Source organism: Pseudomonas sp. HMWF021 (assembly GCF_003061005.1).
Lineage (GTDB): Bacteria > Pseudomonadota > Gammaproteobacteria > Pseudomonadales > Pseudomonadaceae > Aquipseudomonas.
The window spans coordinates 66177-78989 of sequence record NZ_QAIK01000145.1; the positions used below are offsets into that span (position 1 = coordinate 66177).

Below are 12813 nucleotides of genomic sequence, written 5' to 3' on the forward strand. Positions count from 1 at the left end.
TCGGACGTTTCTGATAGAGAGCAGGAAATTACGTCACGCTAGCCAAATGTCACCCCACGCGCCATCCCCGTAGCCGCCACGATCATCAACACCAGCAATAACGCCTCGACATGACTGAACCGTGCGTACAGCTTCGCACGCCCCCTATCGATAGCCGTCCCGCGCGCTGACGCAATTCGCCATTTGATCAACGTGACCATTGGCGCAAGCTCGATAAGCAGAATCAGTACGAACAAAGTCATCTTCAGATGAAACAACGGCTGGTGCAGGTAATAGTCGGTGCCTTTTTCATACCCGCCAAAAGCACGCATTGCGCCCGTGACCAACAGAATCAGCGCTGAAATCCCCCAAAGGTTGTCCGCAAGCAAAACCCGCCGGACATCACCTGCCCCGGCCGCCAGGGTACGCAACGCCGCACCTCGGGTCAGCACAGCCCAGAAGCCCAACGCAAACGCCAATAGATGAATCGCCGCAAGAAACCAATGAAAAAGCATGGACGCACTCCTGTCAGGCCGAGTTGAGAACCAGCCAGACAGTAGTAGTCGAAAAGAGTGGAATCCGCTTTTCGGATTAAACGCGAGAGACGCCTTCGCAAAGCGGGAAAACAGGCAAACCCAAATCGCAGGCAAAAAAAATCCCAAGCAGCTGATGGAAGCTTGGGATTTAAAAATGCATAAACCGTGGTGGTGAACGCGGGGCGAATGTTACTGAAGTTCACCAACAGCAACAACATTTTTTTGATAACCGGTCGGTTAAAAATGCCGGTAACCCCTTCAATATCCACACTTTTTCGACGGATCCAAAAACAGACGGAAAATCATATAAGCGGGATGTGTTATTTCGAAACACGCTAAGCGTTTACGGTAACGAAAGAGGCAAAGGTATTGAGAGGAGCGTCTGGAACTAGGTTTTGATAAATCGCAGACAACAAAAAAGGGCTCACCTTTCGGTGAGCCCTTCCAGACCGCCCAGCAGAGCGGATTTTGTTTGGTAGGCGCGATTGGACTCGAACCAACGACCCCCACCATGTCAAGGTGGTGCTCTAACCAACTGAGCTACGTGCCTGCTGTGAGGCGGCATTCTACGGAATTCCGGAGGGGTGTCAACACCTTTTTTTCACCTAACCCTATGAATATGCAAAATATTTAATTTCGGGCCAGTGAAGAAGATTTTTCCGGTGGCTGGCGGAGGTTTTTCAACTCGGGTAGCATCGGCGCACTCGTAAAATATATTAAACAGAGGCTGCAGGATGGCGAACACCCCTTACCCAGAGTCTTATTACGCTGCGTCGGCCAACGCCGTACCGCCACGTCCGGCCTTGCAAGATGATGTGGAGACGGATGTCTGTGTGATCGGCGCCGGGTACACCGGGCTGTCGTCGGCGCTGTTCCTGCTGGAGAACGGTTTTCGGGTTACGGTTCTGGAGGCGGCCAAGGTTGGATTTGGCGCCTCGGGACGTAATGGCGGGCAGATCGTCAACAGCTATAGCCGTGACATCGACGTCATCGAACGCACCGTCGGCCCCAAGCAGGCGCAACTGCTCGGGCAGATGGCCTTCGAGGGCGGCCGGATCATTCGCGAGCGCGTCGCCAAATACGATATCCAGTGCGACCTGAAGGACGGCGGCGTATTCGCCGCCCTCTCCGCCAAGCAGATGGGTCACCTTGAGTCGCAGAGGCGCCTGTGGGAGCGCTTCGGCCATACCCAACTGGAACTGCTCGACCAGCGCCGTATTCGCGAAGTGGTGGCGTGTGATCAATATGTTGGCGGCATGCTCGACATGAGCGGCGGCCACATTCATCCGCTGAACCTGGCGCTCGGCGAAGCCGCGGCGGTCGAGTCCCTCGGCGGCACGATCTATGAGCAATCGCCAGCCGTGCGCATCGAGCGTGGCGCCAACCCGGTGGTGCACACGCCCCAAGGCAAGGTCAGGGCCAAATTCATCATCGTCGCTGGCAACGCTTACCTCGGCAACCTGGTGCCGGAGCTGGCGGCGAAATCGATGCCGTGCGGCACCCAGGTGATCACCACCGAACCGCTGGGCGATGAGCTGGCGAAAACTCTGTTGCCGCAAGACTACTGCGTCGAAGACTGCAATTACCTGCTCGACTACTACCGACTGACCGGCGACAAGCGCCTGATCTTCGGTGGTGGTGTGGTTTACGGCGCGCGGGATCCGGCGAACATCGAAGCGATCATCCGCCCGAAAATGCTCAAGGCCTTCCCGCAACTGAAGGACGTGAAGATCGACTACGCCTGGACGGGCAATTTCCTGTTGACCCTGTCGCGTCTGCCGCAGGTTGGGCGATTGGGCGACAACATCTATTACTCGCAAGGTTGCAGCGGCCACGGCGTGACCTACACGCACCTGGCCGGCAAGGTGCTGGCCGAGGCATTGCGTGGTCAGGCTGAGCGTTTTGATGCGTTTGCCGATTTGCCGCACTACCCGTTCCCGGGCGGGCAGATGTTGCGCACGCCGTTTGCGGCGCTGGGTGCGTGGTATTACGGACTGCGTGACAAACTGGGTTTCTGATCAGTTTTCTTGACTGACAAACAACTGTGGCGAGGGAGCTTGCTCCCGCCGGGTCACGCAGCGACCCCTCTTTCATCCAGGAAAGAAGGCCTGCTGCGCAGTCCAGCGGGAGCAAGTTCCCTCGCCACAAATATTTGCAAAATTCAGATCAGAGCTGGTCTCGGGCGATCCCGCTACGAATCCGCAAGATATCCGCCAGTACCGCCAAGGCGATTTCGGCCGGCGTCTTGCTGCCCAGGTTCAAGCCGATCGGCGCATGAATCCGCGCCAGTTCAACCTCCCCCAGCCCACCAATCCTGCGCAGGCGCTCGAAGCGTTTCTGTGAGGTCTGCTGCGAGCCCATGACGCCGATGTAAAACGCCTCGGTGCGCACCGCTTCCATCATTGCCAGATCGTCGATGCGCGGATCGTGAGTCAACGCCACCACGGCGGTATCGCGATGACAACCGCCATCGGCGATGAACACCGATGGCAATTGCCGACGAATCTCCACACCATCCAGCACCGCGCCTTCGAGCACTTCATCACGCGGATCACAGAGAATCACCTCGAAACCCAGACCTACCGCGAACTCGGCACAGGCCTGCGCCACACTGGAGTAACCCGCCAACAGCAAGCGCTGGGCGGCACCCACGCGAATCCGCACCCGATCAATCTCGCGCTCGATGCGCGCGCCCTGCTCGCGATCAGCGAACAGACTGCGCGCACCACTGGCCAGATCGACTTCGCGAATCAAGCGACGTTGGCCGAGCAACGCCGATTCGAGTTCACGCAGATGCGCCTGCACCTCGCAACCGGCGTCAAATTTCTCAACCAGTACATCGAGAATGCCGCCACAGGGCAGGCTGACGCGCGAACGCGGATCATCACCTTCGCCGTAGCGCACCACGTTGACCGCATCGAGAAACGCACCTTCAGCCACGCGCTCGAGAAAATCTTCCTCGACACAACCACCGGACAGCGACCCGATCCACAGGCCTGCATCGTTCACTGCCAGCAACGAACCCGGCGCGCGGGGCGCCGAGCCGTAGGTAGTCAACACGGTGCACAGCCAGATGCGCTGCCCCGACACCGACCACTCCAGCGCCCGCCGTATAACCTGTAGATCGAGATGCTGCATGTCAGTGCGCCTTGTGCTCGACGGCCGGAGCGTCAGCCTGCAGTTTCTGCACGTCGCTCACCGCCAGCTCCGCCGATTGACCGCCCCAGCCTTGACGCAGGTAGTTCAGCAGATCGGTCAGTTGCTCAGCACTGAGTTTGTCGGCGAAACCCGGCATCGGCTGCATGTGTTCGAACCCGGCGAATTTCTGTTCACCGATACCGTCCTCGATCACCCGCACCAGGTTGCGCGGATCCTCCAGACGCAGCGTGGTGTTGCCGCGCATGGCTACGGCGATGTGCGGTTTGCCTTCGCCACCGGCAGCGTGGCAACCGGCGCAGACGTTCAGATATTCCTGACGGCCGCGTTGCGCACTGGCACTGAGCTTTTCCACTGGCACTTCGCTCAGCTCTTTTGCCGCTGGTGGCTTGTCGCCAAGCAGGAAGGTCGCCATCGCCGCCAGATCCTGATCGTTCAGGCCCTGAGTGCTGTTGTGGAACACCGGAAACATCTCGTTGAACATCGTGCCCTGCGCGCTCATGCCGTGCTTGAGGAACGTGCCGAGGTCCTGCTGATTCCAGCCGCGCGCCGCCAGATCGGTGGCGAGCAGACTCGGTGCCAGATACCCGTTGAGGATGCCGCCGGTCAGGCGCTTGTCCAGTTGCATCGCGCCCGGCAGACCGCGAGGTGTGTGGCATTCGCCGCAGTGACCGAGCACTTCGACCATGTACTGGCCGCGCTTCCAGGCCTCGCTTTTGCCTTCGGCCGGCTCCAGCTTCAGAGCTTTGCCGTACATCATGTTCCAGGCGATCAGGCCCGGACGCACGTTGAACGGAAAGCTCAAACTGGTGACCGGCGCGGCGCGCTCGATCGGCTCGATGGTTTTCAGGTACGCATGAATCGCATCCGAATCTTCCCGAGGCATCAGGTGATACGAGGTGTACGGCATCGCCGGGTACAGATTGGCGCCGTCACGACGCTTGCCCTCGGTCAGCGCAGCGAAGAACTCGTCATCGCTGTACTGGCCGATGCCGTGCTCTTTGCTCGGGGTGATGTTGGTGCCGTAGATCGTGCCGAACGGCGACACGATCGGCAGCCCGCCGGCAAACGGCGCGCCGCCCGGTGCGGTGTGGCACGCCATGCAGTCGGCCGCGCGGGCGAGGTATTCGCCGCGCTTGACCTGATCGTCGGCGTGGGCCGACAACAGCGGCGCAGCCAGCCCGACCGCCAGGGTCAGGCGGGTCAGTAGATGCTTCATGCTCAACCCTCCTTGACCAGGCCGAGATCGGTCAGCACGTTGCGGGTGGCGTTGTAGTAACGCACGTACCCGGTGCAACGGCAGACGTGATGGCCAAGGCTGTCCTCGATGACCTGTTCCAGTTTGCTTTTGGCGATCGGCTGGCGCTGCAGCTTCTCCACCAGCACCGTCGCGGCGTTGACGAAGCCCGGTGCGCAGTAGCTGCACTGGAAGGCGAATTCGTCGACGAAGCGCTGCTGGATCGGGTTCAGCTCAGTAACCTGACCGCTCTCATCGCGCTTGGCGTGGGCTTCGATGGTGCGCACTTTCTTGCCCTCGAAGTAATGCGCGCCGGTGATGCAGGTGCGCACTTCTTCGCTGGTGCCGTCCGGGTTGTCGACGATCACCACGCAGGCGCGGCAGATGCCCTGGCCGCAGCCCAGGCGCGAGCCGGTGAGGTTCTTGTATTCGTGCAGATAGTCGATCATCGGCAGGTCATCAGGGATGTCCACCGGGCCGACGGATTGACCATTGAGGGTCAGTTGAAGCGGACGGTTAGCCATTGAGGGCCTCCTTGATGCGCGCAGCAGTGATTGGCAGATCGCGAACACGTTTACCGATGGCGTGCGCCACGGCGTTACCGATGGCACCGACCACCGGGATCATCACCACTTCGGCGATGCCTTTGGACGGATCGCTTGGTGACAGCGGTGGCAGAATTTCCGCGGTCTGCTTCCACACCGCCACGTGCCGGGCCATCGGCAGGCGATAACGGTTGAAGTTCCAGTCACCCTCCCCCGGCCCTCCTTCGTACAGCGGCATCTCTTCCATCAGCGCGTGACCGATGCCCATGGCGATCCCGCCTTCGAGCTGACCCTTGACCAGTTCTTCGACCAGCACCCGACCGCACTCGACCCACGAATGGTGGTTGAGCACTTCGACTTCCGCCGAGCCTTTGTTGACCTTCAGTTCCACCAGCGTCGCGACCGGGCTGTAGTAAGTCACCGCGGCGTTGTTCAACTGGACAACCGGGTAGTTGATGTTCTGGCGATCCAGCAGGTGGAAACCTGCAGTGCTCATCAGCGCTTTCTTCGCCTTCGGCGCACCATCGCCGTACTTCACCGCCAGACCGTCGAGCGGCAGACGCTCGCGCACGCCGTCGATGCTGTATTCGGCTTCAGCCCAGCTCCAGCGGTTGAACGCGTGAACGGTGGCGCCGGTGACCAGACCACGTTCGTGAGCGCGCTTGGCCAGCTCTTCAAAAGTCAGTGGCTGCATACCGTTGGCAGTGAGCTTGCCGTCGACCCAATGCGCATCTTCACGACGCACCACGTAAGGGTTGGCTTGACCGCCGTAAGGGCCCTGACGCCAGATTTCCATGGCCGCCGGCCACAAGCCGTTGTTGAACAGCACGCGCGCCGCTTCACGGGTGGCGTGACTGAAGTAGTAGGCCGAGTTGGTGGCGGACGAAGCGGAGGCCAGCTTGCCGACCCAACGCGGGTTGCGCAGCAGATTGTCCTGCTCGGCCTGGCTCATGATGTAAGGGTTGCCGCTGGTGATCAGTTGCATTTCCTTCCATTCGGTTTCGCCGGTCTTCACGTCATGCGCCGGGCTACCGAGGAAATCGGCGACGACCAGTGCTTGCGAAGTGGACATGCCGGTGCCTATTTCGATACCGATGTGGCGCAGGGTGATGCGCCCTTCAGCGGTGAATTCGATGCTGGCCATCGGCGCTTCGGAACCGGTGCCGAAGTCTTTCTGGCAAATGGCAAAACCGACGCCATACCAGTTGTCCGGATCGGCGGCTTCGCGCTGTTTCTTGATCGCGTCGCGGTTTTTCCAGACTTCGTGCACCGAGGCCTTGTCGAGAATTTCGTGCAGACGCAAAGCACCCGCCGGGATCGCACCCTGAGTGTTTTTCATGCCGGAACGCAAGGCGTTCTTGCGGCGCAGATCAATCGCGTCAACACCAAGGCGATTGGCGATTTCGTCGACCATCATTTCGGTCGAGGCCATGCTTTGCAGAGTGCCGTAACCGCGCATCGAACCCGCTTCAACGCCACGGGAGTGGTAAGCGGTGACCTGCAGATCGTTCTGCGGCATGTAGTAGATCGACTGCGCCGCCGTGGCACCCACCGCAGCCACCGACGGGCTGTAGTTGATGCGACCGCCGCCATCGACGCTCATTTCTGCGCGGAAAATCTTGAAGCTGTAGTCGTTCTTGTCCACCGCCAGTTGGTAGCGGATATCGAACGGGTGGCGCTTGATGCCGCTCTGGAACTGCTCGTAGCGGTCGTTAGCCAGACGGATCGGCACACCGGCGCCATACAGTGCAGCGAGGGCCGCGTAGTAGACGAAGATGTTGTGGTCTTTGGAACCGTAGCCCACGGTGTAACCCGGGTGCATGTTCAGGTTGTCCAGGCCGAAGCGCGACGGCGCGATCATTTTCGCGGTCTCGGTCGCCGCTTCCAGCGGGCACTGGGTGGCGACCACGAAGTGCAGGGTCTTGGTTTTCGGGTCGTACCAGCCGTTGCCGTTGTCCGGCTCCATGGCGGCCGGTTCGATCGACGGGGTCTTGTAGCGCTCATCGAACACCAGCCAGTTCTCCGGCGGCGTGTCGATCTGCTGCTTCATGCGATCGGCATAGAACAGACCGCGCTCGGTCAGGTTGCCGTGCAGGTTCGGCTGGGAATTCCACACCGGACGCCGGTTTTTCAGCATCGGGAACAGGATCGAGTCCTTCAGGCTGGCGAATTCGTCTTCGTCGGCCGAGGTCGCGCCACCCACGCGCACGTAGCGGAAGCTGCCATAGGGGTCGCCTTCGTAGTACGGCACTTGTGCACCGTAACGAATCGCCTTGTCGTTGAATTTGAGTTTGTTCTTGGCCTGGCGGAAACGCTCGAAGTCGTTCCAGATCAGGATCGCTACCGGGTGGCCGATGAACATCGGCACTTTGCCTTCCGGCAGCAAGGGGTTCGGCGCGTGCTCTTCGGGGAAGACGATACCGTCCTTGTCCAGGTCAGCTGCGGTGACGATGCGGTCAGGCTGCAAGTCGGCACCGAGCCACGACAGATCGTAGCCGGCGTAGATACGGTCGGCCTTGATGGTTTTCAGCAGCATGGCGTGGCCTTGCTGTTCAGGCCAGCCCGGCATGTCCTTGGAGCGAATGTCGCGGGCAAAGACTTTGCTGCCGCAGACCTTGGACAGGGCATCGTTACGTTGGCGTGCCTTGCCGTTGTTGCCGAGCCACTTCTCGGACGGCACGGTTACGCTGTTTTCCATCAAGGCAGCCAGCGCCTGACTGCTGAGCGGCGTGAGCGTGACGCTCACACCCGCCACCAGCCCGCCCTGAAGGAACGAGCGCCGGGATATATCACGGTTGGACATGGATCATCCTCTGGGCGGTTATGTGTCCGCCCTTCTGGTTATCTACTGGGAATCTCGAGTCTTGCAGAAGCCCTTTTTGGCTAAACAAAGGGCGTGTTGACAGTGCAAAGCTGACCGAAAGGTTAACTTTAAAGGTTTCTGGGCTCGCAGCAAACAACCAGTTACAAAAATTTGACTAAAGAATCAAAAAATCAATGCGACGTGGCACCGCATGGCGTCAATCGACCACCCGCCATCTACATGCAACTCCCCCTTCCATGTAGGAGCTGTCGAGTGAAACGAGGCTGCGATCTTTTGATCCTGCTTCTACGATCAAAATCAAAAGATCGCAGCGTGCTGCAGCTCCTACGGGGATTTGTGCAGGGCTGGGTAATGAAGGGAGAGAGGGTCAAATTTCAGACACAAAAAACCCCGGTCTTTCGACCAGGGTCTTTGCTATCGATTCCGAACCAACCAGCGGTTGCTTTCGGTGTTTCAAGGCGTTCAGTGGTCCTTGAAACAGATATGGCGCAGCGGACGGGACTCGAACCCGCGACCCCCGGCGTGACAGGCCGGTATTCTAACCGACTGAACTACCGCTGCGTATCGCTTTGAGCTTGCGCTCAAGTAACTCGTTTTGATTGAAAGCTTCGGTGCTTTGCAATCGCGAACCAGACATTGCCTGACTCGTAAAATATGGCGCAGCGGACGGGACTCGAACCCGCGACCCCCGGCGTGACAGGCCGGTATTCTAACCGACTGAACTACCGCTGCGCGTCGGTGCAGGCACTTTCAGCCTACGCTCTTGCTTTCGCAAGTCTCTCGGGGAGTGGTGGGTGATGACGGGATCGAACCGCCGACATTCTGCTTGTAAGGCAGACGCTCTCCCAGCTGAGCTAATCACCCGTTTGCATCTCCGAGGCCGCGAAATTTACGCAGGTAGCGAACCTAAGTCAATAGCAGGATTGAAGTTTTTCTGAAAAAGACAAAATTGAGTCATCCCCGCGACACCGCTTTCGCGAGCAAGCCCGCTCCCACAGGGAAATGCATTCCAAATGTGGGAGCGGGCTTGCCCGCGAAGACGTCAGTTCATTCAACGCAAATTCAGAAGAAAAAGGTGATCTACTCGCTATAGATCATCTTTTTCGTCATGCCACCATCCACGACGAATTCCTGCCCGGTCACAAACCCGGCATTGCGCGACAGCAGCCACGCCACCATCGCCGCGACGTCCTCGACCGTCCCTACCCTGCCCGCCGGATGCTGCGCATGATCGGCATCGGCCAATGGCTCGGCACGTCGCGCAGAAGGATCCCGTGCATCGATCCAGCCCGGGCTGACCGCATTGACCCGAATCTCCGGCCCAAGGCTGATCGCCAGCGCATGCGTGAGCGCCAACAAACCACCCTTGCTCGCCGCATACGCCTCGGAATCGGCCTCCGATTGCCGAGCACGGGTCGAGGCCAGATTGACGATCGAACCGTTGTGCGCGCGCAGATACGGCGCACAGTGCTTGGCCAGCAGCATCGGCCCGCTGAGGTTCACCGCCAGGACCCGATTCCAGTACGCCAGATCGAGACTTTCCAGCGTGATGTTGTGCGGATCGGCCACCGCCGCGTTGCACACCAGCGCATCGAGGCGACCGAACTGCCCCAACACCTCGGCGACACCCAGCGCGACCTGCCCCTCATCCGCAACGTCCATGGCAATGAACCAGGCATTTTCGCCCAGCACCTTCGCCACTTTCGAACCGCGCACACGATCAAGATCGGTCAGCACCACTTGCCAGCCTTCGCTGATCAACCAGGCCGCGATGCCCAGACCGATGCCGCGCGCAGCACCGGTGACCAGCGCCACGCGGCCATGGGTGCCAGCGGTCGGAGTAGACAACTCGATCACAACGCCGCCAGACCGCGCAGCAGATCGGCCTGCAGGTCCGCCACGTCTTCCAGGCCGACCGCGATGCGGATCAGGCTGTCACGAATCCCTGCTGCTTCCCGCTCCTGCGGCGCCAGACGGCCATGGGAGGTGGTGCTCGGGTGTGTGATGGTGGTTTTGCTGTCACCGAGGTTGGCAGTGATCGAAATCAAGCGGGTGGCGTCGATAAAGCGCCACGCGCCCTCTTTGCCGCCCTTGACCTCAAAACTCACCACCGCACCGAAGCCTTTCTGCTGACGCTGGGCCAGTTCGTGCTGTGGATGACTCTTGAGACCGGCGTAATGGACTTTCTCGATGCCGTCCTGCTGCTCCAGCCACTCAGCCAGTTGCTGAGCGTTGGCGCAGTGCGCCTTCATCCGCAGGTTGAGGGTTTCCAGACCTTTGAGGAAGATCCACGCGTTGAACGGGCTCAGGGTTGGCCCGGCGGTGCGCAGGAAGCCGACGACTTCTTTCATCTGCTCACTGCGACCGGCCACTACACCGCCCATGCAACGGCCCTGGCCGTCGATGAACTTGGTTGCCGAGTGCACGACGATGTCCGCACCCATTTTCAGCGGCTGCTGCAGCGCAGGCGTGCAGAAGCAGTTGTCGACCACCAGCATCGCGCCTTTGGCGTGAGCAATTTCTGCCAGCGCGGTGATGTCGACCAGCTCGGCCAGTGGGTTGGACGGCGACTCGACGAACAGCAGCCTGGTGTTCGGCTTGATCGCCGCGTCCCACGCCGAAAGATCAGCCAATGGCACGTAATCGACTTGCACGCCGAAACGCTTGAAGTACTTCTCGAACAGGCTGATGGTCGAACCGAACACGCTGCGCGACACCAGCACGTGATCGCCGGCGCTGCACAGGCTCATCACCACCGCCATGATCGCGGCCATACCTGTTGCGGTGGCAACGGCCTGCTCGGCGCTTTCCAGCGCGGCAATACGCTCTTCGAACGCGCGCACGGTCGGATTGGTGTAGCGCGAGTAAACGTTGCCCGGCACTTCCCCGGCAAACCGCGCAGCCGCGTCGGCGGCGGTGCGGAACACGTAGCTGGAAGTGAAGAACATCGGATCACCGTGCTCACCTTCCGGCGTACGGTGCTGACCGGCACGTACGGCCAGGGTATCGAACGCTACGCCTTCGAGGTCGCTGTCCAGCCGACCGGCATCCCATTCCTGACTCATGCTGTCACTCCTTGCCCTGTTCACGAAAATTAAAAGTCAGATACAAAACCGGCCCCTCAGGGCCGGTAGAAACTCAGTTGTTGTACAGATCGATGATCGCACTGACCGCCTGGGTCTTGACCTTGGAGGCATCGTTGCGTGCCTGCTCGATCTTGTTCAGGTAAGCCTCGTCGACGTCGCCAGTGACGTACTTGCCGTCGAACACCGCGCAATCGAAGTGTTCGATCTTGATCTTGCCGCCACCGACCGCTTCGATCAAGTCAGGCAGGTCCTGATAGATCAGCCAGTCCGCGCCGATCAGATCCGCCACATCCTGAGTCGAACGATTGTGTGCAATCAGTTCGTGAGCGCTCGGCATGTCGATACCGTAAACGTTCGGGAAGCGCACGGCCGGAGCCGCTGAGCAGAAGTAGACGTTTTTCGCGCCGGCTTCGCGAGCCATCTGGATGATCTGCTTGCAGGTGGTGCCGCGCACGATCGAGTCGTCGACCAGCATCACGTTTTTGCCGCGGAATTCCAGTTCGATGGCGTTGAGCTTCTGGCGAACCGACTTCTTGCGCGCCGCCTGGCCCGGCATGATGAAGGTCCGGCCGATGTAACGGTTCTTGACGAAGCCTTCGCGGAATTTCACGCCCAGGTGGTTCGCCAGTTCCAGCGCAGCGGTGCGGCTGGTGTCCGGAATCGGGATGACCACGTCGATGTCGTGCTCCGGACGCTCGCGCAGGATCTTCTCGGCGAGCTTCTCGCCCATGCGCAGACGCGCCTTGTAAACCGACACGCCGTCGATGATCGAATCCGGACGCGCCAGGTAGACGTGTTCGAAAATGCACGGGGTCAGCGACGGGTTGGTTGCGCACTGACGGGTGTGCAGCTTGCCGTCTTCGGTGATGTAGACCGCTTCACCCGGGGCCAGGTCGCGAATCAGGGTGAACCCGAGCACGTCCAGCGAGACGCTTTCGGAAGCGATCATGTACTCGACGCCTTCGTCGGTGTGACGCTGGCCGAACACGATCGGACGAATGCCGTGCGGGTCACGGAAACCAACGATGCCGTAACCGGTGACCATCGCCACCACCGCGTAACCGCCGACACAACGGTTGTGCACGTCGGTCACGGCGGCAAACACGTCTTCTTCGGTCGGCTGCAGCTTGCCGCGCTGGGCCAGCTCATGGGCGAACACGTTGAGCAGCACTTCCGAGTCGGAACTGGTGTTGACGTGGCGCAGATCGGATTCGTAGATCTCCTTGGCCAACTGTTCAACGTTGGTCAGGTTGCCGTTGTGCGCCAGGGTGATGCCGTAAGGCGAGTTGACGTAAAACGGCTGCGCTTCGGCCGAGGTCGAGCTGCCGGCGGTCGGATAACGGACGTGGCCGATACCCATGTGGCCGACCAGGCGTTGCATGTGACGCTGCTGAAACACGTCACGCACCAGACCATTGTCCTTGCGCAGGAACAACCGGCCATCATGGCT

At 60.1% G+C, this 12813-nt stretch carries 10 protein-coding genes and 4 tRNA genes; 2 read left to right on the forward strand and 12 right to left on the reverse strand.

From position 1 onward, the window contains the following. Positions 1-38 precede the first annotated feature (38 nt). Positions 39-494 (reverse strand): DUF2214 family protein, encoded by a 456-nt coding sequence (locus DBR18_RS20450; protein WP_108591671.1) that lies wholly within the window; start codon positions 492-494, stop codon positions 39-41. Here DBR18_RS20450 and DBR18_RS20455 point away from each other — a divergent pair. Then, positions 493-690, forward strand: coding sequence for a hypothetical protein (locus DBR18_RS20455; RefSeq protein WP_108591672.1), 198 nt, complete (start codon positions 493-495; stop codon positions 688-690). The genes DBR18_RS20450 and DBR18_RS20455 overlap by 2 nt on opposite strands. 298 nt (positions 691-988) lie before the next feature. On the opposite strand, the gene DBR18_RS20460 is transcribed toward DBR18_RS20455, so the two are convergent. Next, positions 989-1065: transfer RNA gene (locus DBR18_RS20460), tRNA-Val, on the reverse strand. Between the two features lie 184 nt (positions 1066-1249). Between DBR18_RS20460 and DBR18_RS20465 the strand changes: the two genes are divergently transcribed. Further along, positions 1250-2533, forward strand: a complete 1284-nt coding sequence (locus DBR18_RS20465; RefSeq protein WP_108591673.1) for an FAD-binding oxidoreductase — start codon at positions 1250-1252, stop codon at positions 2531-2533. Positions 2534-2681: 148 nt separating this feature from the next. Here the strand turns inward: DBR18_RS20465 and DBR18_RS20470 are convergent, their stop codons facing one another. From DBR18_RS20470 to purF, 10 genes are all read right to left on the reverse strand, one after another. Further along, positions 2682-3653 carry an XdhC family protein gene (locus tag DBR18_RS20470; protein WP_108591674.1) on the reverse strand — a complete coding sequence of 324 codons (972 nt, stop codon included), beginning with the start codon at positions 3651-3653 and terminating at the stop codon, positions 2682-2684. Position 3654: 1 nt separating this feature from the next. Further along, positions 3655-4890 (reverse strand): cytochrome c, encoded by a 1236-nt coding sequence (locus DBR18_RS20475; protein WP_108591675.1) that lies wholly within the window; start codon positions 4888-4890, stop codon positions 3655-3657. A 2-nt stretch (positions 4891-4892) separates the two neighbouring features. Next, entirely contained in the window at positions 4893-5432 is a 540-nt protein-coding gene (locus tag DBR18_RS20480) for a (2Fe-2S)-binding protein (protein WP_108591676.1), read from the reverse strand. Further along, the gene (locus DBR18_RS20485) at positions 5425-8256 is read right to left on the reverse strand and encodes a xanthine dehydrogenase family protein molybdopterin-binding subunit (protein ID WP_108591677.1); all 2832 of its coding nucleotides are present in this window, start codon (positions 8254-8256) and stop codon (positions 5425-5427) included. The genes DBR18_RS20480 and DBR18_RS20485 overlap by 8 nt, the downstream gene beginning before the upstream one ends. Before the next feature lie 505 nt (positions 8257-8761). Then, positions 8762-8838: transfer RNA gene (locus DBR18_RS20490), tRNA-Asp, on the reverse strand. Positions 8839-8932: 94 nt separating this feature from the next. After that, positions 8933-9009: transfer RNA gene (locus tag DBR18_RS20495), tRNA-Asp, on the reverse strand. A gap of 56 nt (positions 9010-9065) precedes the next feature. Continuing rightward, positions 9066-9141: transfer RNA gene (locus tag DBR18_RS20500), tRNA-Val, on the reverse strand. Between the two features lie 216 nt (positions 9142-9357). Further along, entirely contained in the window at positions 9358-10134 is a 777-nt protein-coding gene (locus DBR18_RS20505; protein WP_108591678.1) for an SDR family oxidoreductase, read from the reverse strand. Continuing rightward, positions 10131-11342 carry an O-succinylhomoserine sulfhydrylase gene (locus DBR18_RS20510; protein WP_108591679.1) on the reverse strand — a complete coding sequence of 404 codons (1212 nt, stop codon included), beginning with the start codon at positions 11340-11342 and terminating at the stop codon, positions 10131-10133. Before DBR18_RS20510 ends, DBR18_RS20505 begins: the two co-directional genes overlap by 4 nt. A 73-nt stretch (positions 11343-11415) precedes the next feature. After that, a partial coding sequence (gene purF / locus DBR18_RS20515; RefSeq protein WP_256588820.1) for an amidophosphoribosyltransferase occupies positions 11416-12813 on the reverse strand: 1398 nt, incomplete at its 5' end.